This window comes from Streptomyces sp. NPDC002793 (assembly GCF_040295485.1).
GTDB lineage: Bacteria > Actinomycetota > Actinomycetes > Streptomycetales > Streptomycetaceae > Streptomyces.
The window spans coordinates 28181-54421 of record NZ_JBEOVL010000047.1 but is presented as its reverse complement, the minus strand read 5'-3'; the positions used below and the strand labels follow the sequence as shown (position 1 = coordinate 54421).

Genomic DNA, 26241 nt, shown 5'->3' with positions numbered 1-26241 from the left:
GGCACCCCGCTACGACGTCGGCAAGACCGTCAAACGCGCCGAGACCCTCAAGGCCATCGGCAAGCCTGGAAGATCTTGGTAGATAAAGAACAAGCTTAGCAACGCAAGCCCACGGTTCGGGCCTGCCCCGCGCTCAGCCCCGAACGGATCCTTACGTAGTGCCGGGTCGCCCTCGCCGGGCTGTGACCTCGGATGCCCTCTTCTTCACGTCATCGCGGTTCTTGTCGTAAATCAGGGACAGCGCGTGGTCCAGGAACTCGACTCCCTCCAAGACGTCAGAGATGCGAAGAACATCCTCGTGGCTGCCCACGTTTCCGATCCACTTGACGGCAAGGAGCAGGTCAGCAGCGTCCGCATGCTGCGGCAACGCTGTCTTGAAGGTCGCGATCCGGTTGTCAAGGCTGAGCCTGATGGCCTTCCCCGCACCATTGGTCTTCTCACGGATGGTCTTCTGGTCGTCGAGCAAGGCCTCGACCGCCGCCCGGATCCTGTTCGCGGCAGCGCTCGGGTCGAGCCAAAGGATCTTGGACGCGGCGTCCACTCGCTCCGAGACCGCGGGCGGACAGAGGTCGCGGCTTTGGAGCAAGGGCAGTGCCGGGAAGAACATGGTCGGCGACAAATCCTGCTCGTACTGGACGTCGTACCGACCTGAATAGCCGACTGACATCTCCCCGATGACGCGCACGCGGTCACAAGTCGCTCTTCTGCATATGAGCACGCACTGGAAGTGACCCTGAATCCATTCGGGGTCCCACGCCTCATGAGCGTGCAACGACTTACTGGTAACCGACTCCTCCACCACGAACGAGTCGGGATCCGGGAGCAAGGCCCCTCGCATGCACGTGGGACACGGGATATGGGGCCAGTCCTCCAGATTCTCAGGGAACCCTTTGGCGATCACACGTAGTTCATCATTCAAGAAGTTTGCCATAACTTCACATTCTGCCAGCGCCAACGGTAGCGCGGAGGAAGGGTTTTGAGTAGCTCGAAAGTATGTGGTATTGGCGTCGTCGACCGGCCTACAAGGGCGGGGCCTGCCCGAAGTCTCCCGGTTGCGCCTCGTCCGGGGTCGGCCCATTCGTCTGTTCCGTGCTGATCATCTTCCACTCGCCTCGGTGCCAGCGGAGGGAAACTGTCACAGTAAACCAGCTGTCCGAGGGCCACTTGACCTCCTGCGCTGCCCAGGGGTCCCCGTCGACAGAGGCGAACAGCACCAGGGCGTGGTACGCCGCGAAGTCCTCGCGGTTCCGAGTGAGGGTGAGAGTGCCCGACTGAAGGTCGATGCCGACACGGACCTGGATTTCATCCGGCGCAACGAGGGGTTCACCGGTGGCGATCAAGTCCACGCTGCTCTCCAGGGCTGAGGTGGCAATTCAGCCAGCATGGCCGCTGACCGCCCGTCGGGTGACTTTCCGGGCCGAAGCAGTGCGGCCCTGGCCGGACGAGCGAGCCAGCGAGCCAGTAAGCCAGCAAGTTTGCTAGCTGGCGAGCCGCTCTTACCAGCAAAAAGCCCCGCACCGAGCGGCGCGGGGCTCTGCTGTGTGGTCAGTCCGTGATCCGTACGGACGTCACCCGGTCGGAATGGATTCGGTGGGCCTTGCGGCCGGCGGGCGACTGCATGAGCCCGGTGGACGACCGCTCGATCATCGACACGTGCACGGACAACGGAGCGGGCACCCGTACCGAGTACCCCTGTCCCCGGCGGATCGTCTGCCCGCCCTCGAGGAAGCAGCGGATCACCTCGTCCCCGGAGTCCTGCAGGTGTTCGGCGACCAGCCCGGGGACGTCGACCACCACGGTCGGGTCGACGGCGGGCTCCTCCTGGCCGTCGACGGCGGTGGGGCCGGGCTGGTCGTCCGAGTCCTGGGGCTCGCTCACCTCGCGGGCTCCGGCGTCGTCGAGGATGCGCCGGATCGTCTTCGGTGAGGTGCCGTACTGCCGGGCGAGCGCCTTCACGGCGACGCCCTGCTCGGTGTACGCGGCAACGACGGCAGCGGCCTGATCCTCGTCGAGAGCGGTCGGGCGCCCGAGGGTCTTGCCGGAGGCTGCTGCGGCGGCGACGCCCTCCTTGGTGTTCTCCGAGATCATGTCGCGCTGGAACTCCAGTACCGCGGCGAGCACGGAGACGACCATCTTGGTGCCGGCGTCGTCGGCCGCCAGGTCGATCCCGGAGAGAAGCCCGGACTCGACCTTGAGGTGCAGGCCGCGTCGGATGAGGACGGGGCGCAGTGCGATGACGTCGGCGACCGAACGGAAGAGCCGGGCAGCGTCGGCGATCCGGATGGTGTCGCCGACGGCGGCTTCATCGAGCAGCTGCTGGAAGCCCGTGCGGTGTAGAGACAGGACGCGGCTGGAGGTCGCCGGGTCGTCGTACACCGGAGCCCCGGCCTTGATGAGGCGGGCGAGCGCGTGGCGCTGGCGGGCGTCGGTCTGCTTGTCGGTGGAGTGGCGCAGGTACAGGCGGTCGGTCATGCTCCGGCTGCCATCGGTTCGTCGTCTGCCAGCTCGATCAGAGCGAGCACCGAGGCATGGCGGTCCGAATCGCTGCCCAGCGGCCGGCCGCGCTCGACTTCTTTCTGGTGGAGCCGGTGCTGACGCTCAGTCCAGTCGCGCAGGACGGCGCGGGCCTCGTCCGGTGTGGCGTCGATCGCGGCCGCGATCTCCGTCCAGGTGGCCCCGAGGAGGATGGCCTCTCGGATGTCGCCCCCGCGGCGGGCGGCGAGGTCGCGCCGCATCGACTCCGACAGGGCGAGCACGGCCAGCACATCGCCGGCGTCACCACGCTCGACAGGCTCGGGGAAGTCTGCGGGCAGCGTCCTGTTCATCAGCCGGTCGACATGGCCTGCTCGCTTCTCCAGCTGCCAGGAGAGCGAGACCCGTCCGCCGGTGATCGTGCGGACGTCGTCGGGGCGGCGGACAGTGAGGTCGGTCCAGTGCTTGTGCGCGGGTGTGCCCATGAAGCCCCCTCAGTCGGCCGGGCCCGGTGGCGTCGGCGTCCGATCAGCACCCTAGGGGGGCTAAATAGGGGGGCACAAATACGGAACGGATTCCAATGGACCGAGCACCCGTTTTTGACCCGTTTGGGCGTTTCGGTGGATTGGATTGGCTACCGGGGGCGAAGACGACCGATTTGACCCCCTGGGTGCTACGGAACTGGGGGCAGCCAAGCGGAAGCGAGAATGACCGTCGCAGAAACAGGTGTGTTGGCGGCAGCGAGAAGCCCGTCGGGAACTCGCCCTCTCGCGTCAGTGAAGGACGCTCTGCCGCCGGAGAACCTCACTCCGCCGAAGGACGCCCTGCCGCCAGAGAACGCTGCTCTGTTGAAGGACACCCTGCTGCCGGAGAAGATCGCGCTGCTGAAGGGCACTGTGCTGCCGGAGAACGCTGCTCTGTCGAAGTCCACCGTGCCGCCGGAGAACACCGCACCGCGGAAGCGAACCGTGCCGCCGGAGAACACCGCGCTGTAGAAGTCAACCGTGCTGCCGGAGAACACCGCGCTGTTGAAGTCCACTGTGCTGCCGGAGAACACCGCACCGCGGAAGCCAACCGTGCCGCCGGAGAGCACCGCGCTGTAGAAGTCCACTGTGCTGCCGGAGAACACCGCACCGCGGAAGCCAACCCTGCCGCCGGAGAACACCGCACCGCGGAAGCCAACCGTGCCGCCGGAGAACACCGCGCTGTTGAAGTCCACCGTGCCGCCGGAGAACACCGCACCGACGAAGGACACCATGCCGCCGGAGAACACAGCACCGGTGAAGTCCATGTTGCCGTCGATGGTGACGCCGGTGAGATCGAGGTCGCAGCCCTGCCAGGAGCGGTGGGTGCCCTGGGGGCGTCGGTAGTGGTCGCCGATAAGGCGCAGGATCGTGTGCCGGACCTTGCGAAAGGCCAGATAGCGGTGGTGTTCCTCCTGGTGGGCGAGGTCTTCGCCGGGATCCGGGGTGAAGGGGAGTTGCAGGTAGGCGCACAGGACGTCGATGCAGGTCTGGCGCAAGCTGTCGTCGGGAGCGTCGTCGGCGAGACCGGCCAGGGCGTGGACGCCGCCGAGCCGGACGGCCGGGGAGTCCGAGCCGAGTTTGTCGACGGCCTGAGAGAAGCGCTCGGTATGGAGCCGGGTGGCTTCCCGGTGGGCGCCGACTTCATCGACGCGCTGGCGGCGGTAGGCGACGACCAGGGCCACGAGCGCACCGGCCCCGGCGACCACCCCAAAGGAAAGTTTCACCAGGTCGAAGAGTGTCTTGGCGTCAAGTTTCGCGGCGGTGTCGATCTCCTTGAAATCGAGCAGTACCACCAGCCCGTAGAAGATGCCGCCCGCGACCAGGACCGCGGTGACGAAGGCGAGGGTCAGCGCTCGCCCGACCTTCCACAGCAGTAACTCCCGATCGTTCGGGGCAGACCACGGCCTTCGGTTGGCTGTCATGAGAATTGAGACAAGGTTCGGAGATCCACGGTTGCAGGTCGAACCGGGATCGGTGGGTCACGATCGACCAATTCCGCCTCCTCGGTTGATCGGATCCCGGCGGTCTGTCTTGAGATTGCTTCGAGGTGGGGGGAAAGGGTCCTCTGGATGCTGGGGGCCACCCAGGAACCCCCACATCACCTATGCACGTAAGCCGCCTACCAGGGTCAACGCAGGCCTACAGCGACTCGCCCTTACGGCGGACGGACTGTTGCGGGCCCTCGATTCGCCGGTGCACGACGGGGGCTTCCGATCGCTGGGCGTGTACCACGCCCAGCGCCGTGTGCAGGTGGACTCGCAACGCATCCTCCGCCTGACGTTCGACGGGAGAGAGGCGGCTGCGGCGCTGCAGTTCGGCGGTCACGGCGGTACGCGACTGGCCAAGTCGTTCCGCTTGGGTCGCGGCTCGGGCGGCGTTCAGCTGCGCATACTGCTGATCTTCGCGAGCCGCCTTCTGCGCGCGCTCGACAACGTCCGGCGGCGTGCCCTGCTCTGTCAGCTTCTGCGCAAGCCGTTCGGTGCCGTCGACGGCCGCTGGCGGCTCGCTGATGCGGCGGGCGGTCTCTTCGGCTTGGGTGAGGTGACGGAATCGCCTGCTCAGACCCTGTTCGCTCTCTAGCCGATATGGGAGCGCCGAGCCCAGTGCCAGCGGCTCATCCACCAACGTCTGCAGCAGCAGCTGCCTGGAAGCGTGTGCGCGGCGGACATCGCTGGTGGGATCTGAGTCGACCATCGCGACCACTACGTCCGCATCGGGTCCAGCGACTCGCTGAAGCACGGGCCGGGAGTTGTCGTTGATCTCTCCGGCTGCAGCGAACGCGATCAGTGTGTCAGCGTGCCGGGTCAGCCAGCCGCGGGCCTCCTCCGGAGGGAAGGGCCGGTTGCGTTCCTCCTCCACCACCTGGGCTCCTCGAGCCTCGGCAATAAGTCGCCCGTCCGGTCCCCGGCTGTTCACGTACAGATCAGCGCCGGAGCGGTTCGTTACGGTCACCCGCTGGATGTGAGGACTGGTCTCGGCTGCTTCCACTGTTGCGGCCACCATCCGGTACGCCTCGTCATGGCGGTCGGCGAAGACCCATCGGCCCGGCTGGGCATTGGCGGCGGGCAGGTAGCGATGCAGCGCATCCAGACGGCTGCGCTCCTGGCGGACGGAGAGCGCCACCAGTTCCACCGAGACGCCGGCCTCCGCGAACCGCTCCGCATCGAGGAGAGTTGCCGCTGGATCCCGGAACGTCCCCTCCATCATGAGGCTGTACTGATGCTCGGGGTTGCGCGCGTACTCGTACGCCATCTGCATCCAGACCGAGGTGGCCTGGGTGGTGGCATCCACCATCAGCAGCGGGTCATCCCGCATGAGGTCCTCGTAGCGCGGATGCAGGGGCCTCAGGTCATCGGCGGTTAGGGCGATGATGTCGCCGACGGCGTGCCGGTGCTCGGCGGCCTGCATGGCCATGGTCTTCCCAGCCCCTGGCTGGCCTCCCACCATGACCAGCACGGGGTGGTCGCTCGTGCGGTGTTCGTCGAATATGAACCCCCGTACGCGTTCTTCGAAACGGTCCCGGATCTGCGTCTCGGTGAGGTGGTATGCGCTGACGTCAGCCACGCTTCTTGGACTCCAGTTCCTCAAGTTCCCTGGTCCACTGGCTGATGTAGGAGATGAGCTGAATTCGGTCGTCGGCAGGGACCGTGTGCCGGGTGTTTCGCAGCCGCATGACCATGGCCCACCACTTGTCACGGTCGGTCTTCGTGCCGGCGTGGTCGGAGAGGTAGGTGAGCCGACCAGTCAGGCGATTCGCAGCCTCGGCGAAAAGGTCGAATACGACTGCGGTCGGCACGTCGTGGTACGGGTCTGCGGAGTGCTTCGGGGTGTTCAAGAGGTCTCCTTCGCTATCGTGTGAGGTTTCATGTTCAAGGTCAGAACCAGTGGGGGCGATAGGCACCGCCGGCGCGGGTGGGGCAGTCATCGCCGAGCTGTAGCGGAAGCTCCCCGGTCTGGTAGGCGGCGGTGATCTCGTGGTGGGTCAGTTCGCGGTCGCCGACGGCGGAGAACTGCCACTTGTTCGGCTCAACCTCGCTCCATCTGTCGGGAGCGAGTTCGTACAGGCGCCGCACAGTGCCGTCCACGGCGACGATGGCGTACCGCGCTTTGGCACGGACCTTCTTGCCGATCGGCCAGAAGCCCCGGTCGCTGGCGTACTGCTCGGGGCCGCCGACCTCCCCAACACGAACGCGGGGGTCGGCGGCGTATTCACGCACGCGATCGCGCCGGGAGATCACCACGGCGACCCTCTCGCCGCGCCGCAGGTCTCCGAAACGCTTGGCGACAGCCTGGCGGCTGACCCCCAAAACCTCGGCGACTTCCTCCCAGTCAGCGCCGTGCTCCAAGGCTTCACCGACATCGACGCGGATGCTGGAGCCGACCAGCTTTTCGAGGTGTCGGCAGATGGCGAGCCGGGCCAGCCGGGCGGCCTTGATCTGGTCGTCGCTGAGGTTGTCGTCATAGACCGTGACCGGTACCTCGTCCGGGACCAGGCCAGCCGCACGCCGTGCGAAGACCCAGGCCAAATCGTCCAGCCGAGAGTGCAGTTCACCGCGCTCGACCTCCTCCAGGGGAGGCCGACCCATCTCTCCATCCATGGTGCAACCCTAGTAATCTCCTTCCTTGAAAACAAAGGATTACCAGGGTTGCCTCCTTGCCTCATCGACAGCCGTGCCGAAGTCAGGCCGACAGGCGGGGTGCCCCCGGGCGTACGGTCTGCCCCGGGGTCGCCACTGCGGGGCGCGGAGCACCCTGCTGGACGGCTGCGGCCGGGGTCGCGGGGCCGGTGAGGCCCGGGGGGAGAGTGGCGGCGAGCCGTCCGCCATGATGCTCAGCGAGATCGGCCACCTTCTGCAGGGCGGTGAGATCGGACGACACGAACCGTCCCGGCTGAGCCTGAGCCCGCGCCACGATTCCCTGCGCGTGTTCGGAAACTGCGCTGTAGGGCCCGGCGGCCGGCCCGGGGCCCCCGGGCAGCTCCGAGGACGGCAACTGCTGCCATGCCTCGCGGAACTCAGCTACCCGGCGATGAGCGGAAGCGCCGAGTTCCTTGCCCATGTCAGTGCCCACCCAGACCTGAAATGCCCGGGCGACCTCACGGGACGCCTTCACTGCGTCGTCCCGCGTGGCGTACGGGAGCGGGGCGCCGGACCGCAAAGTGCGGATCGCGGTGAGGTTCGATTCCTTGGCGTCCACAACGGCGGCATCGGGCCGTTCGCTGCGCGGACTGCTGTAGGCCAGGGCCGCGTCGGAGAGCTTGAGCAGCGCTTCGGCCGTCGGCAGGTCCGGGCGCTTGGCACCGCTGCGCAGTCGGTCTGCCCCGGCCTGCGCCCAGCGGGCGATGGTCTCGCAGGAGCGGGCGGAGACTGTCCGCCAGAACCCCTGGACGCGCACATCGTCGGTCAGCCGCTCGAAGTAGGGACCGGCCTTCTCCTTGATCGTGTCCCACAGATGAGCGGCAGCGCCGCGAACGGTCTGCAGTTGCTGCCACTCCGGCGAGTCCTTCAGCGCCGGAGCATGACGATCGGCCTCCTGCAGAGCGGTGTTGACAGCGTCGGCTGCACTGGCAGCGGCGGAGCCGGCGGCCGCGGGCTGCGAACCCACGTTATCCGTAGCGACCTGTGGTCCAGGCGCGGTGCTCCGCCACTGCTGTTCCAGGGTGCGCAGGTCGTTACCGACGGCGGCGCGCAGGTCCTGGGCGGTGCCCAGGTCGGGCGGGACAATGTCGGCCCAGGCCTCCTCCACCCGCTCGAACGCCTCTTGCAGGTTCACCGGCTCGATGAGGTCGGTGGCCCACAGGTCCGCAGGGTCGTAGGCGCTCCCCGGATCAATGCGGCCCGATCCCGGAGGAGCGGCATCCGGCACGGGCGCGACCACCGGTTCCTGCGTCGGGGCCGGGGTGCCTGGAAGGCGCTTCAGCTTCCATGTCGGGGCGCCGTAGCCGTCGTACAGGACCCCGTCGCGTACGGTCCACTCCGCCCCGTTCGGAAGGTCGTTGCCGGTCCATAGTGGCAACTCGCCCCGTACCTCGGGGGCCTCTGCCTCAGCGTTCGTCAGTGCCTGCTCCTCCAACGGGGCTGGCTGCACCGCGGGAGGAACGGAGGCGGGCGGCTGGCTGGCCCGGGGGACCTCGGTGGCCGCCCGGGTCGAGTCGGCAGCCGTTTCTGTGGATGGATCGGCAGTGGGCGTGGCCATGGTGGCTTCCTCCGTACGGTCGGATGTCGCGGGCGGGTGCGAGGGCTCCGGGGCGGGGGCCGGCAGAGACGGGGCGGTGGTCTTCGGGATGTCGTCGCGCTGCTGATCGCTCCCGTTGGATGCCGATGCGGGGCGTGCCGTGCCACCCGGAGCGGCGCTCTCTGTCCGGTCTGCCGCGGAACTCCTGCTCTCGGCAGCTTCCGGGGCATCGGCGTGGTTGGTCGACGCCCCGGAAGGCTCCGGTGTCACCGCGGGATGGCGCGGTTCTGGGGGATGCGGTGCCGGTGCCGCTGCTCGCCGCGCCACCAGGGTTTCCAGGTACTCCTCGCGCAGAGTGCGCGCCGCTTCGGCTCCGTCTCCCAGCCACTCTTCGAGCGAGGAGTACGGACCGGGCACTCGGCCGGTACGGGCATATTCCTCCTGATGGTGCAGGTCCCCCCCGTACGTGGTCGCCGTTTGCGCCGTCCTGGCGCTCTCCTCCGACGAAACAAGGCTGGTCCGTGGAACCTGTGGCTCTTGCTGTTCCTTATCGGCTGGGGGATTCGACTCAGCCCGCCCGCTCGAGGCGGTCGTCTCTGCAGGTGCCGGTTCGTTTTTCGGAGGTGCTGCCGATCGGGGTCCAGCACTTGGTGGAGATGCGGGGACGTCCTCCTTGTCGGCTTCTTTCCCAGACGGAGGCGCAGGCCGTACCCGGGGCTGGCTCGACGGTTCCTCGGTGGCAGCCGACGACGAAGGGTGATCGGGTTCCTCGCCGACAGTAGGGGCAAATAGACCGAGCTGGCCGGCCGCAGGGTCTGGAACGGCCTCCGGCTCAGTTGACGACGACCCTGCTGGCGCGCCGGTCGTAGCCGTGCGCACGTCGTCCTGGAGCCTGTGCTCGGCGGCGATGCGATCGGTCAGGTCACCGATCTCGGAGCGAAGGGTTTCCAGTCTCTCGAGCACTTCATCAGATGGCGATGACGGTTCGGCTTCGCCCCCGGCGCGTTCAGCGAGCTCGGACTCCCTTTCGTTCAGGATCACGAGCTTGCCCAGCAGCCGCTCCTCACGTTCCTTGGACCGAGCGAGGGCGTGGTAGGGGTTGTCGTCCTTGCTCTGCAGGTTGCTGGTGATCTCCGAACTGCGAGCTTGTTGACGTTGGAGCTCCTGATCCAGGGTCTCGGCGTCGCGTTCCAACCGGTTGAGGAAGTTCTCCAGTGCCTGGACGGCGCCGCGGCCGCTGTCCTCGGTGATCTTGGCTGTCGGCCACTGGGCACGGTCGTCCCGGTGTCCGTCCGGCACGACGTGGCCCCAGCCGAACCGGAGTTTCAGCTGCCGGGCGCCCTTGTGGTCGAAAGAGATCTCGGCGTGGAAGTCGAGTGCGCCCAGGGTGCCGACGGGGATGGACTCTCCGGGCCGGATGGACTGGTCCCGGGCGAGGCCGGACATGCGGGCGCCGAGTGCGGCGCCGGCTTCGTCCTTCTTGCGGTAGGTGGTCTCGCCGATCTTCATGACGAAGGCGTCACCGGTGGTGGGCCTGCGTTGGGGCAGGGCTGCACGCATCGCTGCGAGGGCAGGTCGGGCGCGCCCGATGAAGTCGCGTGCTCCTCTGACCTGCATGGCGCGTTTGTCCTGTGCCCGGCCCCAGGCTCGGGCCAGGCCGGTGAGACGCACTCGTTCGGCAGCTGCTTCGGCGTGCTGGAGGACTGCCGGGTCTCCGGAGGCGAGCGCGGTGAGCAGACCGAGGTTCATGGCGTCGGCGCTGATGTCCTCGATCTCGCGCTCCGCGAAGTTCCGGCGCTGGATCTGCCCGATGAACTTGGCCTTGCGGGCCAGGGTGTTGAGACGGAACTCGTCGAAGGTCCGTTCGGTGACGTAGTAGAGGATTCGTACGTCGTCGGGTGTGCCCGGGATTGCGGGAACGTTGAGGTTGCCCTGGCGTTCGATGCGGCCGTCGCGCTGGGCCATGTCGGCGGGGCGCCACGGATAGGACAAGTGGTGCAGTGCCACCGCCCGTGCCTGGACGTTCGTGCCGGTACCCATCTTCTGGGTGGAGCCGATGAGGACGGCGACTTTTCCGGCTCGGCAGTCGGCGAACAGCGTCTCTTTCTTCTGGTCGGTGTGGGCCTCGTGGATGAAGCGGACCTGTTCGCGCGGGATTCCCTGGTCAGTGAGCTGGTCACGCAGTTCGGCGTAGAGGTCCATGCCGTGCTTGGCGCCGCCGCCGGGGGTCCCCTCGTCCAGGAAGACCAGCTGCAGCCCGCCTGGGGTCTCCTGCGGAGTGGGGTCGTTCTTCGACACGGGGTAGACGGTGTCCTTGGTCTCCCTCCAGACCTCGACGATCTTCTCGGCCGCGTAGGAGAGTTTGCTGCCTTCCTCTTCCTGGCCGCCGACCAGGCGCATGTCCAGGGAGGCTCGCAGCCCCTCGCCGAGGGCCTTGAGGATCCCGCCGGGCTTGTTGACCCACGATGCGTTCTTGAGGGATTTGATGAACTCGCGCTGGGCGCGGGTGGCGGGGATGAGGACCGTTTCCCCGCGCTGGCCTTCTTTCTCCTGCCGCACGGCCGGCGTGGGCAGTTTCAGGTCTTCGGCCATCTGCACGTCGGCGAAGGTTCGGTAGCCGCTCATCAGCTCGGGCACGTTGAAGAACCGGGAGAAGCGCGCCTTGTAGCGGTAGCCGCCCCCCTTGGGGTCGGGCTCCAGCGCTGAGACGACTTCGCCGAAGTTCGCTGCCCAGTTGTCGAACGCCGCAACGTCCAGGCGGTCCAGCAGGTCCGGCGCCAGGTAGCGCATCAGGACGTACGCCTCGGTGACGGAGTTGGCTACCGGAGTTCCAGTGGCCAACGTCGCCACCCGTCCGCTGCCGGTGTGCTCGCGCAGATGGTCCAGGACCATGTGCAGTTTGGTCGCCTTGGCTGAGCCCTCGATCTCCGCTCCGGGGATCGCGGAGATGGTGCGCAGGTTCTTGTACTCGTGGGCTTCGTCGAAGAACAGGTAGTCGACGCCGGTGTCCTCGAAGGTGACGCCGGCGTCCTCGGTGGCCTTGTCCATCTGCTGTTTGAGGCGGGCGGTGGCATTGGCGAGGGAGGTCTCCACCTGTTTGACCGTGCGGGAGTCCATGCCCGCCTCGGCGGCCAGATTGATCTGTTTCCGCAGCTGCGAGATCTCGGTGTCCATGTAGTGCTGGATGGTCTGCGCCCGCAGTGGCATCCGGTTGAACGCCTCGTGAGTAAGGATCACGGCGTCCCAGTCGCCGCTTGCCATCCGGGCGAGGAACTTCGCCCGTCGGCTGCGTCCCAGGTCGCCGGCGCTGATCGCCAGGATGTTCGCGTTGGGGTAGAGCTGGCGAAATTCCCGGCCGAACTGCTTGAGCATGTGGTTGGGCACGACGATGCCCGGTTTCGATGCCAAGCCGGTGCGGCGCAGTTCCATTGCGCCGCCCACCATGGTGGCTGTCTTCCCGGCGCCGACGACATGAGCGAGCAGCGCCGTGGGCTCGGACAGGATCCGGCGGATCGCCGCATTCTGATGGGGTCGCATCTCCCAGTCGGTCACCACACCCGGCAGGGTGAGCGGCGCCTTGTCGTGCTCGGGCAGGACCAGGTTGTTGAACCGCTCGTTGTAGATGCCGGCGAGCTGCTGCGCGCGGCCCTCGTCGGTCCACACCCAGTCCTCGAACGCCTCGGCCAGCAGCCTGGCCTTCTCCCGGGCAGCGTCGGTTGCCTCCTGGTCGACGTGGACGTGTCCCTGGTCGTCCCTCCAGGCGATGCGGATGGTGGATTCCGTCTGTCGCAGCAGGGCCTCGAAGAGCTGGCGGGTGCTGCGTTCCTCGGTTCCCCACTCGGAGCGGGCAAGGTCGCCGTAGTGGGCTCCCTTGACCTCCCACACCGTGCCGCCGGCGTGCGCGACGGATGCGTCGGTGAAGCCGAGCTCCTTGAGGAAGTCGTTGTAGACGTCGACGGGGATCCAGGTGGCGCCGGTCTTCGCCTTGATGTCGGACGGGGCGAGATCGGCAGGCTGGATCTGCTCGAGGGCCGCGACGTTCCCGGCGTAGGAGAGGTCCTCGGCAGCCGCGGCCCGGGCGGTCTTCAGCTTGTGCCGGACGTCTCCGGACAGGTAGCGGTGCCGTGGCTCCCATGCCCCGTTGCGGTCCGGGTCACGGAACGCGAGGTGGCCGATGCGCTGAACGGCGGTTTCCTCGTCCACTCCCAGAAGCCTGGCGACGCGGGAGACATGCAGGTCACCACCGTCGTGTTCCAGAGCCAGGGTGACGGCGTCCTCGGGGGATGCGGCATGCTCGGACAGCAGCCGCGGTTCCAGTACGCGGGCGTGCAGCACCTTCTGCTCGGTGGCCTTCTTGGTGGAGTCGTTCCACTCCTCCAGTCCGAACAGCAGGGCGGCTTCGGGGTCGTCGTCGATGTAGGCGAAGGCCGTGTGGTGCTTCCAGTGGGCGGGGACGCCGGCGAGCCCTTGGGCCTGTGCTTGTTCGGCCGCACCCTTGGGGGTGAAGGTCCGCGCCTGTCGGGGCTTGGCGAGCGAGGCGTTCTTCTTGCGGTATGCCCGATAAGCGGTGCGCAGCTCGGTGCGCATCCGGTCCAGTTCCTCGGTCTCGCCGATGCCGGCGGTGGCGGCTTCGGCGTCGTACAGGGCGCGTACCTGCTGCTTGAGACCGACCAGCTGGATGAGTTTGTCACGCTGTTCGGGGTGGACCTCCAGCGGGACGAAGTAGCCATCCTCCGCGATCGTGATCGCGCCGGTCTCGTCGACCCTCAGGGCCCCGTCGGGAGCGTTCCGCGCCGGAATGAGTAGTGGCCGTGACGCGGTGAGCTCGGTGGTCACGGTACGGCCCTGTTCGCGGGCGGCGTCGGTAATGGGCCAGGCGGCCTCACGCAGAAGGTCCGCCACCTGGTCGGCCGGGCCGGTCACCGTGATCTCGGGCCCGTACCGACCGAGGCGTGTGCGCAGTTCACCGAGCACGTGCTCGGGGTGGGCATCGAAGTAGGCGCTGACGTGCAAGGCTTCGTCGCGGCCGGGCAGGACCCGCTCCACCGAATGCAGCCAGCTGTCGTCGCCGGGCTCCTCCGTGCTGGTGCGCCGTCGCAGGAACAGCACGTCGGTGACCACGTCGGTGCCCGCGGCCGCACGGTGCGTGCGGGCGGGGAGTCGGGCGGCACCCAGCAGATCGCCCAGTTCATACAGGCGCCGGCGGGCGTTGTCGTCCTGGGAGTCGAGGGTGAAGCGGGAGGTGACCAGGGCGACGACGCCGCCCGGCCGGACCGCCGTCAGCGCTTTGAGGACGGCCAGGTCGTGAATCGAGAACTCACGGTTCGGGCTGATCTGGGCGTCGTAGGGTTTGAAGCTGCCGAAGGGGACGTTTCCGACAGCTGCGGAGAAATGCGCGTCAGGAAGCCGCACGTCCTCCAGCGCGCTGTTGGTGATTTCGGCGTCGGGATACAGGTACTGGGAGATGCCCGCGGTGACGGGGTCCAGTTCCACCCCGACCATGTGCACGGGAGCGCTGGTGCCCTGTGGGGCATGACCGATGAAATTTCCCGAACCGCTGCCGGGTTCCAGGACAGCTCCGCCATCGAACCCGAGGTCTCGTACCACGTCCCAGATGGTCTGGACGAGGGCAGCGTCGGTGTAGAACGCGGTCACGGTGTTGAGGCGGGCTGAATCCCACTCCGCAGGCGTCAGCAGTTCACGGACACGTCCGCGGACCTCTGCGAGTGAATCCCACCGGGCCAGGGCCCGCTCGTGCTCGGCGTCGGATCCGTAGGCGGGCCGGGCCGGCCGGACGTTGAAAACCGCGGGCAGCGCGCCCCAACCCGACCAGCGAGCCAGGGTCTGCTGCTCTTCCCCTGTGGCAGGACGGTCTAACTCTTGCAGATGACGCAGCAGCTCCAAGGCTGCCACATTGGCCCGGGCGCGCTCTGTCTGTCCGGCGGGCGCGAGATCGGTCTGCGCCGAAGGCTGGAAGCGCGGCAGGACTACATCTCGCGGTGCTCGGTCCCCTCCTCCTTGGGAAGGTAGATCTCCTCCGCGTAGATGATCTCCATCGCCTGTGCCCGTACTGCCCTCCGCTGTTGGGCGCGCTGTCCGGTCGGTGCCTGCTCCAGCAGATCGTCGGTCAGCTCGCCCACCCGTTCCGTCACCCGCAGGCCCAGGACGTAGAAAAACTCCAGCTGCTTCTGGGAATCGCCCAGATCCTGCAGCGCCTGCGGCCGGTACGTCGTCCAGTACGCCAAGGCCAACTTCGCGTGTCGGTCCAACTGCATGTGCGGAGGTCTCCTCTGCTGGACGCTTCTCTGTCACTACATCCTCCCAAGCCCTGGCTTCGGTGGCGCCGAATGGCCTACAGCGGCGCATCCAGTTCGGCGGTGCGCCGGGCGAGCTCGGCCGCGGCCGGGTGCACGGCGGCGGCGGTGGTGGCCTCCGCGGTGACGAGGTACATCTCGAAAGCCTCGGCGGCACCGGGCGGTGGGGGCACAAGCGGCGGAGGGTCCTGGTGCCGGCCGCTGGCGCAGGCGGCCAGCTGCAGGCGGGGCGTGAAGTTGTGCAGGGTGTTGATCCAGTCGGCCTCGGCGAGCTCCCGCCCGGGCGCCTGTTCACCTGCGTACGTGCGGATCCACCCGGCGTACAGGGCGGTCAGATGTTCCACGACGGGAGGGTGGCGGTACCAGCAGGGCGGAATGTTGTTGTGAAGTTCGAAAGTCCGGCGCAGCCAGTCGACCCAGGTCGCGAGTTCACGCATCCGGGCGCGGCGCTCGGGTGGGTTCATCGCCGCCCACACCCACCGCTGCGGCTCCTGCTGGACGGCGTCCGGTGTCTGCCATAGGGAGGCTGGGTGGTCGAGGGCATCAGGCACGGGGGCCGGCCTTCCCTGGTGCGGCGGGTTTGGTGAAGCTGACCGTCCCCGTCGGAGGAACGGGGGCGGCCAGCAGCTTCTTGAGGTCCTTGTCGCGGAAGGTGAGCCGCATCCTGACCTTGATCGGAGGCTGGTTGGAGTACTGGGCGATCGCCGTGAAGTCGGGCAGCTGCTGCAGGGAGTGCACCGGGGCGAGGTCGGTCTCGGTGGCGGAGGTGTTGGTGGAGTACTCGCCGCGGGAGCGGCCGTGAGAGGTCCGCATGACTTCGGTGCGTCCGTAGAGGCCGGAGAAGTAGCGCAGGGTCTCCAGGTCTCCGCAGCCGGGCAGCAGCATCCGCAGGCCGCTCGCGGACAGCACGGTGTTGGCCTTCTGTGTGCCGAGCCGGTCCCGGAGCTGGGAGAGGTCGTGCCACACCGTGAGGACGTCGATTCCCATGCCGCGGCCGGTGGTGAGAATGTTCGGCAGTCGCGGGTAGCGGAGCATGTTGCCGGCCTCGTCGACCATCACGCCGAGCGAGGGGTCCAGGGGCTTTCCGGTGGAGTTGTAGCGGACTTCCGCGCCGTGGATGATCGACGCGATGATCGAGGTCAGCAGCGGTGCGAAGCGTTCCGCGTCGGCTTCGGACGCGATGAGACAGACGGTGCCGTTCTGGTCCAGGAGCTCCTCGACGGTGAAGTCGGTGTCCGAGCACGTCTCGCGGACTTCTTCGTCGGCGTAGACACGCGCCAGCACGTTGAGGCTGAACTGAATGCTGCCGATGCCGTCGTCGTGGAGGCGCAGCCAGGGTGAGGCGTAGTCGTCAGCGGCTTCGGTGTAGCCGTGCTGCAGCAGGACGGCGCGGACGTGGTCGACGGCGTCCTTGCCCAGGCCCAGCCAGCGGCGCATCGCGCTCACGCCGCCGCCAGAGAGGTTCGCGGCGAGCAGGACTCCCTTGAGTACGCTCTTGGCCTGGTCGATCCAGGGGGCGGCTCGCTTGTCGTCGCCGGATGAGGATGCCTCCGCCATCCATGCGGCCATCCTGTCGGCGGCCTTGGCGTCGGTGCAGTAGTCCACCGGGGACCACTTCTGTGTGGCGCGGCCGGGGATCCCTGCGGGGGCGATCACCCATACCGGGCCGAAGTGCCGGCGGCGCGCGTAGATGATGTCCAGGTCTGCGGCCTTGGTGGTCGTCACGACCAGGGGCCCCTGCCACTCGGCGGCGTTCGGCAGCACCAGTCCTGTCGTCTTGGACGATCCTGGGACCCCGAACACCGTGGCGCTGATGTTGGGCTGGGCAGCCACGATTTTCTTGGTACGCATCCCGCGCCCGGCCGTGATCCGGTTGGCGCGCCTGACCGGGTCCTGTGGTGCGGAGAGCTTGCGTTCCACCTTCGCGCCGCCCCACTGCGCTCCACCGGTGCTGCCGAAGCCATTGAGCGCCGACACCGCCTTGAGTACCAGAGCGAAGAACACCAGGGCCAGCAGCACGAGAAGCCCGTAGAACAGCCAGCTGGGCGGGGCCGGCTCGTAGACGGAGGCAGGTCCCCTCACCACCGAGCTGAACACGGTCGCGGGGAGCGGTCTCTCACTGGTGGCCCAGCCCCGGCCGGACAGCAGCGCGGCGAGCGGGGCTGCGGCCAGGGATGCGGCGGAGACGGTGAGGACAAGGCCGGCCCCGTAGGCGGCGAGCAGAGTGTTGTCATCCAGGGCAGCACCCCCCGCGCCGCGTCCGGTCTTCTCGGAACCCACGGGCTCAGATCACCATCTTCTCGTCGGTCTCGAAGAGCTTCTCCTCGGTGTGGGACAGGACCAGTTGGACGGCGTGGGAGCCGCCGCCCCGGCCGACCTTCCACAGAGCCCGGCCGCGCTGTCCTGCTCCCCATGAGCCGATCAGGTCGCATTCGGCGTCGGTCAGTCCGATGACCTCGCGGGTGATCTGCAGGGGTCTGGTGTCCTGGGCAAGCTGGATACGGGTCTCGCAGGAGGAGATCAGGTCCTTGGCGACGGCGACCGCCTCGGAGCCGGCCGCGCCGACCGATTCGAAGTCGGAGAGCCGGTGGGTGGCGAGGACCTGGATGGTCCCGGTGGCCCGGGACAGCCTCAGGTCGGCATCGATCTTCTTGACCATCGCGGCGCCGCCGGAGCGCATCTGCCGCCACAATTCGTCCCGGACGACGACCCAGGGTCGGTTCCCTGGCCGGTCAATGGCCGACTGCGCCCAGGAGGAGACGCAGGACAGGACCATGGCGACGACTTCGTCGCCGTAGTCCTCCAGGGCGCTGATGTCGACCGACTGGATCGGGGCCTCCCAGTCCAGACCGATGGATGTCTCCTGGTCGAACAGGCCGCCCAGATGGCCGTTGACCATGCCGCCCAGTGCGGAGCGGATAGAGACCATCTGCTCGCGCGCGAGCTGCACCTCCCCATCACGCACCCGTAGTTCCCGGGCCATGGCGTCGGTCGGGTCGCGGAGCTTGTTGTAGACGAGGGGAAGCGTCGGCACGGCGAGGCGGCTCTGTCCGTGCAATTCGCCGGTCACCTCGCGGACCGCGACATCGAGCGCTTCCTCCTCCTGGGGCTGCAGCGTCCGCTTGAGCTGGAGCTCCAGCAACGCTTTGAGGAGGGTGAGGCGGCGGCGGTGGATCTCCTGCAGACGGCTGCGGAATTCGGCAGGGTCCTTGACCGCCTCCAGACCGGTGCCGAGCGGCCCGGCATCCAGGGGGTTGAGTCGGCCCGGCAGCCCGGGGCCGAGCCGGACCGGCTCGACCCCCAGGTGACGGCACAGCCCGGCGTACTCGCCCTTCACGTCGCCGGCAATCAGCGTCCGATGCCCGAATGCCATCAAACGGAATGCGAGCGCTTTGACGTGCGCGGACTTCCCCGACCCGGGAATACCTGTGATCATCACGTTCGGGTTGGTGCACAGCCCTTCGCTGACCCACACCGCCGGGTGCGCGGAGAACGCCTGCGTGGTCAGAGTGTTCTGGCCGATGTAGGCGCCCACCGGCGGCAGGGTCGCGGCGTGCAGGAATGGGAAGGCCCCGGCGGCCGTCGTGGTGTCCGCCCGGACCACCTCGGTGCGCGGCAGGGAAGCGGCCCGACCGGCAAACGGCTGTGGCCACCCCTTGCGCGGAGCGATCCGCATGACGGTGTCCGGGTTCTCCAGCAGCCGTGCCCGGCGCAGGTCGCGGGCGGACTGCGCGGTCTGGTCCGGAGCGCTCCTGGCCTTCAGGCCGCTGGCCTCACCGAGCCCGGCAGCTTCCAGTAGCGTGTCGCCGTCGGCACGGCGGCGCGGGAGCAGTCTCATCAAAAGCCCATTCGTCGATCGGGAAGGCCTTGGCCGAGCGGGAGCGCGGCGGCGGCGAAGCCGACGTCCTGGGCGCCCCACATACGCCGCAGCTCCAGGCCGGCCGACGCGGCGTCGGCCTGCAACTCGGCGCACGCCGTCTCGAGCTCCCCGAAGTCGGTGACAGTGACGGCCAGCAGGGCGGTCATCCGCACCACCCCCTGGCCGGCGGCCCGGGCCGCGTCCTGGGTACGGGCGATGAGGGCTTCGCGGCGCTCGTCCTCGGACTCGTCCCGGCCGGTCTTGGCCCGCAGATGGCGAGCGGAGCTGCGTTTGGCCTTCTCCCGCGCCAGCTCCTGGCGGGCACGGCGGGGGCCGATGGGCTCGTAGACGAGGCTCATGGACCGGCGTGCGTTCTGCCGCGGCCGAAGCAGCGGCTGCAAGAACGTGGCGTACACCTCGGACTGCGGCCAGGTCCGCACCTGATAAGTGACACTCCAGGCACCGTCGTGCCGGTAGGTGCCCCAGCCGCTCTCCGCGGCCGCCGGGCCTGCGAGCGCCGGATCGACACCTGGCGCAAGCCCGCCCCAGCCCTTCTCCTCCGCGGCCGCGTTCCGTGTTGCGAGTTCAAGATGGGCGTCGGGGTCATACGCAGTACGCACGGTCTGGGCGACGGCGCGGGGCGAGAGCCAATCGACGACCTGCACGCTTGCGGTGCTCAGCGCGCCGAGCATCGCGGTGGTCTCACGTACCAGGACGGCGGCGGCACCGACCTGACCGCCGCCGGCGCCCTTGATGGCGAGCCGGGCCCGTGCGGCAGACATCGTGACCGACAGGTAGGTCTCCCGTGATGTGGCCGCAGGGCCTGCGCCCTCCATGACCTCGGCAAGTGCGGTCACCGCGGCAGCCGGGGCGTCGGGGGTGAGGTGTCGGGCAGTCCACGACCGCAAGGCCGCGCCGTCGTCAGGCAGGCATCGCTGATGCACGCCGATTCGCACGATGGGCGAGTCCTCCGTGCAGAAGGACCGCAGCAGCCCTGCCCAGGCGCCGACCCGGGACGTCTGCTTGTCGGTATCGACCAGTGCCAGGCCAGGGAAGGTCACGCGAGCGATAGCGGTGTATACGCCGACGACCGGATCGTGCACGACTCCGAGCTGTCCGCCGAGCCCGTCGGGGGCCTGCAGGATCCGTAGCCGCGCCAGAACCCCGGGAAGGTCCATGGGCTGCTCGCCCGTCGTCTGGGACGCTGGGGCGAACGCCCCGCTGAAAAACAGGTTCCGCTGCTTTGCCACGGCGATCTGATGCCTTACTGCGAGGACGATCCACTCGTCGGCGCTCAGCCCCATGACACGCCCGAAGGCGAGCAGGAGCAGGAGCAGGGATATTGGCATGCACACCAGAGCGGCGCTCCAGCTGCCGATGTTGATCGGAATCAGGGCGATGACCGATGCCACCGCCACCAGGGCGAAGCCGGCGCCGGACAGTCGCCCCATGAAGCCGGACTTCTCCGACTGCCAGCCGCCGTAGGTGACGGGTTGTGTGTTCGCCACGGATCAGCCCCCGTTCTTTTTGCGTGTGTCGTCCGCGATGTTGGACGGGCGAGGGGCAGGCGCCGGAGCCGATTCCCCGGCGGTGGGCGGCAAGGCTGCACCTGCGGGTGCCGCCTCTGCCGTTGCACTGCTTGGGCGCCGCGGGGGGATGACCGCCTGGCGGCCGCCGGGCGATCCGCTGTCCAGGCCGGCGTGGGCTGCGGTGTTGGCCATCCCGGACTCCATTACGTCCTTACCGGCGGCCAGGACCTGCAGGGGCAGTCCGATCGAGCCCATGACCTTGGAACCGAAGCCGCGCTTTCCTGCGGCGTTGGCGCCGCTGGCCATGGTCTGGGAGGTGTCCTGTTCCAGGGCGCGGGTGTAGCCGCTGCCGCCGCCGACGGTGCCGGCTCCGGCCATCTCCGGGCGGTAGCCACCGGTCATCGACGACGCCGAGGAGCCGATCGAACTCATCAGTCCGGACGCCATCGAGCTGCCGCCGCCGACGGTGGAGAACGTCATGAACTTCGCGATCACTGGCCAGGCGAAGCATGCCATCAGGAAGATGACCAGGCCGACGAACATGTTGTAGGCGCCCTTGCCCTGCGACATCGCGCCGAATCCGATCGCGAAGCAGAGCACAATCATGGGTTTCATCAGGATCAGGGCGATCAACGCGTTGCGGGCTTTCGGCCACCACTCGGACGTGGCGTCCGACAGCTGCCCGGCAAGCACGATCGGCATTGTCGCCACAAGGATCATGATTCCGGCCTGGCGCAGTAGGATCTCGATCCACAGAGCAGCGATGGCCAGGATGCACACGATGCCGATGACGAGGACGACCCCGATAGCCGCGGCCGCCACCCCTTCACCTGTGACGAGTGCACCAGCGGCCGTGGCGGTACCGCCGCCGCCGACGATCAGACCGCCGAAGAGCGTGCCGAGTTGCTGCTGCATGGCCTTGGTGGCATCCCCTTTGGTCGATCCGCCGCCCTCGAAGGTGTAGTTGATGATCCAGGTGCTTACCTCGTCGGACCAGCCAAGGGCGGTCTGCGTCACGAGCAGGTACACGGAGGAGATGACCGCCCATTTGGCCAGGCCGGCGAATGCGGTGGCGGCTGGCTCACCGCGCTGGCTGATCCCGACTTTCCCGAATTGCAGCAACAACAGAAACGTGGCGATCACGAGGGACAGAGCGGTCATGATGCCGGTAACCGACCTGATGCCGGTCTCTCCCAGGTTGATGGTCGACGCGGAATTGAAGATCTCCGCAAACTCCTTGAGCAGCCACACCACGGCGTTGCCGATGTGCTGGGCCGCCTCCTCAAGGGCATCACGCGCGATCTCCGAGAGCTTCCCGCCGACCCAGTCCGCCGGTGTCGTGGCTGGCGGCGGGTGCTTTTCGTAGCCCTGCTTGCGGCAGTCCAGGAACATGCCGCCCTTTTCCACACAGGCCGTGATGAACTTGTCGAGCTTCTCGAACCCAGGATCGCCCTTGGCCTTCTCACGCCACTTCTCCAGCTGGCGCACCTCGAAGGCCTGCCGGTCCTCGTCGTTGCAGCCCTCCTGGCGAGATCCCCTTCCGTCCGCGCCCTCGCAGATGTCGATCGTGCCGGGCATCTCCCCAGCGTTGGGCGCCCGGCAGTTGTCGTCCTCTTCCGCCTGCTCGATCTTGCAGTAGTTGCCGTCCGCGTCGATTCCCGGCCGCCACTGATCCCATTCCTCAGGCCAGGCCTTCGGCGGGCCGTAATCTTTATGGATTTCCGGGTCGTACGCGAGGGCCTCGGGCGCGACGACCACACTGGCGCCAAGGCAGCACAGCAGCGCTGCTACCAGGCACAGCAAGCGACCCCATAGTGGGTGCCGATCAGTCCGCACGACGCACCTGCGACCATCCGTCCTGCCACGCGTACGAGGAGTCCGGGTCGTAGGCAACGGGGAATGACCGCTTACTCCAGTACTTCGGCTCGTTGGTGAGCTTCCACTGGCCGTCCTGCCACCTGACGATGAGGTCGTCCGCCTCGCCCTTGAGAGGGTCCTTGTCGGGGCCTCCGTCCGCGGGAGTTCCGTAACGGTCGTAGCTCATCCAGACCTGCACCACATCCCCGGTGTCGTCCAAAGATGTTGCTCGCACCGCGTGCACGTCGGTGGTGAAGGTGATCTGTGCTGGCGCAGGACCGGACGGTGGCAGGCCCGCGCCTTCACGCAGCTTGCGGACTTCGGAGATCTGTTCGTCGATGTAACCGACGGCGTCGGGTGAGGTGACGACCGCCAACTGCTGCCTGGCCTGAGTGTCGTCCAGCCAGGCGTACTCCTCCCAGAAGGAAACCACGGCCGAGATCGCACCATTGGCGGTGTGTGGGAAGCCGATGGACACACCGTTCTTATGGCCCGTCGGACCGACCAGCGTTGCTTTTTGTCCCGTCGCGGGCGTATAGCGCTTTGAGCTTCCTGTCGAAGACTGCGTCGGCGACGGTGAAGCACTTGCCGACGGCTTCCCTGATGTCGAGGACGCCGTCTCCTCGCCGCCGAGGAGCAGGAAGGCGCTGACGCCGCCGCCGACGAGTACCGCGCCCACCAGGGCGCCGAGCCCGATCAGCGTGAACTTGGCCCGGCGTGCCTTGCGGTCGAGGGCGGACACGGTCAGTTTCCGCCCTTCGTCATGTTGTAGAAGGACAGGACGAGGGCGCTCGTCAAGCCAATGCCGCCTGCGCCGATCAGGCTCCACAGGATGCCCTGCTTGCCGCGGGCCGCGAGCTGGGCACGTTCTGTGTTGTGGCCGACGGCAACGAAGGCCCAGCCCAGCAGGCCGCCAAGGACTGCACCGGCCAGCCCGAGGCCCGCTGTCCAGCTGAGGATCTGGTTGACGGAATTGTTGACTTCGGCCGGCAGAGCGGGAACCACTGTGGGCACAGGGTCGGCGGCGATAGTGGTCAGGGTGTCCATGATCTGGCTCATAGCGGATACCTCATCAACTTGCTGGGGGCAGACATAGGAAGTGGGCGGGGCCGGGGCGCTGGGGGGAGGGGCTTGCCCCAGGCGGCCTGAGCCGCAGCCAGGACGGCGTCCGCGAGTGCGGTAGCCGCCTGTCGGGTGCGCGAGCGCAGCCGAGCGGGTTCGCGAAGCCCATGGGCTCTGATACCCGGGTCGTGCGGGAGGTGGAGCACGGCGAAGGTACGAGGGGCGAGCATCGTTGCTCCGGCCCGTACAACCGCCGGTGGTCGGCCATCGGAGGTACCCACCAGCACGGCGACCGTTCGACGCAGCGGCAAGCTATCGGCGTGCATCGCCATTACCGCCTGTTGCAGCGCCTGTATGCCGCTCGCAGTGGCGGCCGCGCACAGAACCGGGATGGCGCAGGGCAGATCACACCATCCGCGGGTCATCCCTGCTGGGTCCTCACAGCGGGCGGCGAGTACGTCATGAGCGACCGGATGTGACGTGTCGGCGATAACAGCCTGCCAGTTGCCGATCGCGGCCAACTGGTGCCACGCGGCCGGGTTCTGAGGTAGCACAAGCGGTGCGCTGTGCCACTCGCGGCCGTCGGTGAGGACCTGCCAGCTGCTGTCCGCCGCCATGCCCGGGCGCTGCGCAGCCGCCTGCTGCACCAGGGTGCGCGAGAGCGGCCGATCGGCAGGCAGCGAGGACAGGCCCTTCGCGGTCTGCCCATTCGTCCAAGTCGGCCAGGGTGAGGACAACCGTGGCCCGGTGTCCAGCACAGCCGTTCTGCCGGAGAGCGCCAGCCCGCAGGCCAGCAGATTGGCCACAGTTGACCGTCCACTGCCGCCTGTGGCTGCCATGACCGGCACCATCAAGCGGGCACCGTCCGGCAACACAGGCGCAGGATCGCTCCTTTTCGCCACAATCCCCCCGTAATCATCCCGCAAACGTTCGCACACGTAAATCATTCGCATCTCGGCGAGCGTGTCCAGAGCGCACAGAGACCTTACACGCGTCACATCAACAGCGAGCAAGCGGATCATCAACAGGCCTGCTGATAAGTGCTAATGGCATAGTGTCACGCAGAATTACAAAGTCTTGGCAACTTGACCCACGACGGGAGGCCCGGAAAGGGCGTCTTTCGGGGAGCAAACGCAAGAGGCGGGCCAGAGGGGGACTGGGTGAGCTTCAAACGCCTGTTGGCTGTGGTGTCGACCGGAATGGTCATGACACCGGTCGCACTCGGATTGGGATTGATCATGTTGATCGCCGCATTCGACGATGACGATGTAGGCAGCGGAGGGGACGGGGGCGGCGAGCAGCAGCCAACAGGCAGCGGACTCAGGATCGGAGGCAAGAACGGCGTTCCGCCCCAGTACGCGCAACTGATCCTCGACGCGTCCGCGTCCTGCAGCCAAGGCCTGCCGCCGGCGATCCTGGCGGCGCAGCTGAAGCAGGAGTCCGGCTTTCGGCCCGACGCGGGCAGCAGCGCAGGTGCACAGGGCATCGCGCAGTTCATGCCCGGCACGTGGCAGACCTGGGGGCGAGACGGCAACGGAGACGGTCGGAAGGACGTGTGGGATCCCAAGGACGCTATCCCTGCCCAGGCCGACTTCATGTGCTCACTGCTGAAGAAGGGCAAGGCGCATCCGGAGTACAAAGGCAGCCCGGTAGAACAGGCGCTGGCTGGCTACAACGCAGGCTGGGGCCGTGTCGACCAGTACAGGGGAGTTCCCCCGGAGTCCTTCGCTGAGGGTCAGACCTATCACTACGTCAAGAACATCATGGCGATGTCCGCGGAGATGGTTGCCGACGGCGGCTCGGCCGACGGATGGACCCTGCCGACCGACGGAGCTGCGGGCACCCCGTACCGGCAGCGCGGTCCGATGTGGTCCAGCGGCTATCACACGGGTATTGATTTCGTCGTCCCGGTCGGCGCTCCGCTCAAGTCGATCGGCCCGGGCATCGTCGTCGCCGCCGGCCCGGGGGGCGCCTACGGCAACCAGGTCGTCATCCACCACGCCGACGGCATGTACAGCCAGTACGCCCACCTCTCCAGGATCGAGGTCAGGGCGGGGCAGAAGGTGGTGGGCGGCACCCGTATCGGCCTATCCGGCGCCACCGGCAACGTCTCCGGACCGCACTTGCACTTCGAGGTCCGGACCAGTCCAGCGTACGGCTCGGACATCAGCCCGATCCCGTACTTGCGGCAGCATGGACTGAGCATCTGACCTGCGCCATGAGCAGTACATCGCAAGCACGAACCGCACCCCAGGGAGATCTGCAGTTGTCCGAGCAAGACCTCTACCTCCCGTGGGGCATCGTCACTCCAGCGTTCTGGGACTCGGGCGAATCGCCGGAGTCTTCCGCCTCGGCTGCGCAGCCGTCGCCCGTACCGGAGGCCGTACGCAAAGAGCTCACCGCGATCGCTGCCGCTGGAGCAGCCGGGCAACTGGCTGAGGCCTCCGCGAACGCACACCGCCTGGACTCCCAGATCACTGCGCAGCACGGCGAAGCCCATCTGCACACGATCCAGATTCGTGAGGTCCGCGCTCACCTGGCGTATCTGGCCGGTGACCATGTTGGCGCGGTCGGCTGGTACCTGCACACAGCGCGGCTCCGCGCCACCGTCCTAGGCGGCCAGCACTCCGATACCGCCCATGCCACCAAGCTCGTCTACAGCCTGTGGCGAATGCTTCCTGCGGCCGACGCCCAGCGGCTGGGACCGGACCTACTCGCGGCGCTCACCTCGATCCACGGTCCGGCCTCGCCTTTGACGGTGCGGACGCGCCGTCGGCTGGCGTCCCTCACCACCGAGGAGAACGCGGCAGCAACACCCTGATCAAAGACTGGGAACGGAAGGTCGCCGGCTGACAGGTCAGCAGGAAGAACCAGGGGCCGGTCCGTGATCCAGCGCGGACGCGGGTGGCACCTCTGGCAGCGCTCGACGTGGCTGCGGCCACCACAGT

Annotated in this window: 19 protein-coding genes; 2 read left to right on the top strand and 17 right to left on the bottom strand. The window is 67.6% G+C overall.

The window, feature by feature from the left end; all coding sequences use genetic code 11:
• Window positions 1-151 precede the first annotated feature (151 nt).
• From ABT001_RS30680 to ABT001_RS30600, 17 genes are all read right to left on the bottom strand, one after another.
• A complete protein-coding gene (locus tag ABT001_RS30680; protein WP_351284270.1) occupies window positions 152-931 on the bottom strand; it encodes a DUF4145 domain-containing protein in 780 nt (259 codons plus the stop codon).
• A gap of 88 nt (window positions 932-1019) precedes the next feature.
• Window positions 1020-1346 carry a hypothetical protein gene (locus ABT001_RS30675; RefSeq protein ID WP_351284268.1) on the bottom strand — a complete coding sequence of 109 codons (327 nt, stop codon included), beginning with the start codon at window positions 1344-1346 and terminating at the stop codon, window positions 1020-1022.
• Between the two features lie 199 nt (window positions 1347-1545).
• Window positions 1546-2472 (bottom strand): recombinase family protein, encoded by a 927-nt coding sequence (locus tag ABT001_RS30670; RefSeq protein ID WP_351284266.1) that lies wholly within the window; start codon window positions 2470-2472, stop codon window positions 1546-1548.
• Window positions 2469-2957, bottom strand: a complete 489-nt coding sequence (locus ABT001_RS30665; RefSeq protein ID WP_351284264.1) for a hypothetical protein — start codon at window positions 2955-2957, stop codon at window positions 2469-2471. The genes ABT001_RS30670 and ABT001_RS30665 overlap by 4 nt, the downstream gene beginning before the upstream one ends.
• A 188-nt stretch (window positions 2958-3145) precedes the next feature.
• The gene (locus ABT001_RS30660; protein WP_351284262.1) at window positions 3146-4420 is read right to left on the bottom strand and encodes a pentapeptide repeat-containing protein; all 1275 of its coding nucleotides are present in this window, start codon (window positions 4418-4420) and stop codon (window positions 3146-3148) included.
• Between the two features lie 217 nt (window positions 4421-4637).
• Window positions 4638-6062, bottom strand: a complete 1425-nt coding sequence (locus ABT001_RS30655) for a zeta toxin family protein (protein WP_351284260.1) — start codon at window positions 6060-6062, stop codon at window positions 4638-4640.
• Entirely contained in the window at window positions 6055-6333 is a 279-nt protein-coding gene (locus tag ABT001_RS30650; RefSeq protein WP_351284257.1) for a hypothetical protein, read from the bottom strand. Before ABT001_RS30650 ends, ABT001_RS30655 begins: the two co-directional genes overlap by 8 nt.
• Window positions 6334-6373: 40 nt before the next feature.
• On the bottom strand, window positions 6374-7096 hold the full coding sequence (locus ABT001_RS30645; RefSeq protein ID WP_351284254.1) for a ParB N-terminal domain-containing protein: 723 nt from the start codon (window positions 7094-7096) through the stop codon (window positions 6374-6376).
• 82 nt (window positions 7097-7178) lie between these two features.
• Entirely contained in the window at window positions 7179-14576 is a 7398-nt protein-coding gene (locus tag ABT001_RS30640) for a helicase-like domain-containing protein (protein WP_351284251.1), read from the bottom strand.
• 83 nt (window positions 14577-14659) lie between these two features.
• Entirely contained in the window at window positions 14660-14947 is a 288-nt protein-coding gene (locus ABT001_RS30635; RefSeq protein ID WP_351284248.1) for a hypothetical protein, read from the bottom strand.
• A 77-nt stretch (window positions 14948-15024) separates the two neighbouring features.
• Window positions 15025-15537: a hypothetical protein gene (locus ABT001_RS30630; protein WP_351284245.1), complete on the bottom strand. Its 513-nt coding sequence runs from the start codon at window positions 15535-15537 to the stop codon at window positions 15025-15027.
• Window positions 15530-17266, bottom strand: coding sequence for a type IV secretory system conjugative DNA transfer family protein (locus ABT001_RS30625; RefSeq protein WP_351284242.1), 1737 nt, complete (start codon window positions 17264-17266; stop codon window positions 15530-15532). Before ABT001_RS30625 ends, ABT001_RS30630 begins: the two co-directional genes overlap by 8 nt.
• A 4-nt stretch (window positions 17267-17270) precedes the next feature.
• A complete protein-coding gene (locus ABT001_RS30620; protein WP_351284239.1) occupies window positions 17271-18824 on the bottom strand; it encodes a putative type IV secretion/conjugal transfer ATPase in 1554 nt (517 codons plus the stop codon).
• Window positions 18824-20353 (bottom strand): SCO6880 family protein, encoded by a 1530-nt coding sequence (locus ABT001_RS30615; RefSeq protein WP_351284236.1) that lies wholly within the window; start codon window positions 20351-20353, stop codon window positions 18824-18826. The genes ABT001_RS30620 and ABT001_RS30615 overlap by 1 nt, the downstream gene beginning before the upstream one ends.
• A 3-nt stretch (window positions 20354-20356) precedes the next feature.
• Window positions 20357-22177, bottom strand: a complete 1821-nt coding sequence (locus ABT001_RS30610; protein WP_351284233.1) for a hypothetical protein — start codon at window positions 22175-22177, stop codon at window positions 20357-20359.
• 22 nt (window positions 22178-22199) lie between these two features.
• Window positions 22200-22973 carry a hypothetical protein gene (locus tag ABT001_RS30605; RefSeq protein ID WP_351284230.1) on the bottom strand — a complete coding sequence of 258 codons (774 nt, stop codon included), beginning with the start codon at window positions 22971-22973 and terminating at the stop codon, window positions 22200-22202.
• Between the two features lie 2 nt (window positions 22974-22975).
• The gene (locus ABT001_RS30600) at window positions 22976-23290 is read right to left on the bottom strand and encodes a hypothetical protein (RefSeq protein ID WP_351284227.1); all 315 of its coding nucleotides are present in this window, start codon (window positions 23288-23290) and stop codon (window positions 22976-22978) included.
• A gap of 1163 nt (window positions 23291-24453) precedes the next feature.
• Here ABT001_RS30600 and ABT001_RS30595 point away from each other — a divergent pair.
• Together ABT001_RS30595 and ABT001_RS30590 are read left to right on the top strand one after the other, a co-directional pair.
• Window positions 24454-25503, top strand: a complete 1050-nt coding sequence (locus ABT001_RS30595; RefSeq protein WP_502967549.1) for a peptidoglycan DD-metalloendopeptidase family protein — start codon at window positions 24454-24456, stop codon at window positions 25501-25503.
• A 56-nt stretch (window positions 25504-25559) separates the two neighbouring features.
• The gene (locus tag ABT001_RS30590; RefSeq protein ID WP_351284224.1) at window positions 25560-26114 is read left to right on the top strand and encodes a hypothetical protein; all 555 of its coding nucleotides are present in this window, start codon (window positions 25560-25562) and stop codon (window positions 26112-26114) included.
• Window positions 26115-26241 lie beyond the last annotated feature (127 nt).

Coding starts and splice junctions, on each gene's coding strand:
- ABT001_RS30680 (WP_351284270.1), bottom strand. CDS start 931: ATGGCAAACTTCTTGAATGATGAACTACGTGTGATCGCCAAAGGGTTC.
- ABT001_RS30670 (WP_351284266.1), bottom strand. CDS start 2,472: ATGACCGACCGCCTGTACCTGCGCCACTCCACCGACAAGCAGACCGAC.
- ABT001_RS30665 (WP_351284264.1), bottom strand. CDS start 2,957: ATGGGCACACCCGCGCACAAGCACTGGACCGACCTCACTGTCCGCCGC.
- ABT001_RS30660 (WP_351284262.1), bottom strand. CDS start 4,420: ATGACAGCCAACCGAAGGCCGTGGTCTGCCCCGAACGATCGGGAGTTA.
- ABT001_RS30645 (WP_351284254.1), bottom strand. CDS start 7,096: ATGGATGGAGAGATGGGTCGGCCTCCCCTGGAGGAGGTCGAGCGCGGT.
- ABT001_RS30635 (WP_351284248.1), bottom strand. CDS start 14,947: ATGCAGTTGGACCGACACGCGAAGTTGGCCTTGGCGTACTGGACGACG.
- ABT001_RS30620 (WP_351284239.1), bottom strand. CDS start 18,824: ATGAGACTGCTCCCGCGCCGCCGTGCCGACGGCGACACGCTACTGGAA.
- ABT001_RS30600 (WP_351284227.1), bottom strand. CDS start 23,290: ATGAGCCAGATCATGGACACCCTGACCACTATCGCCGCCGACCCTGTG.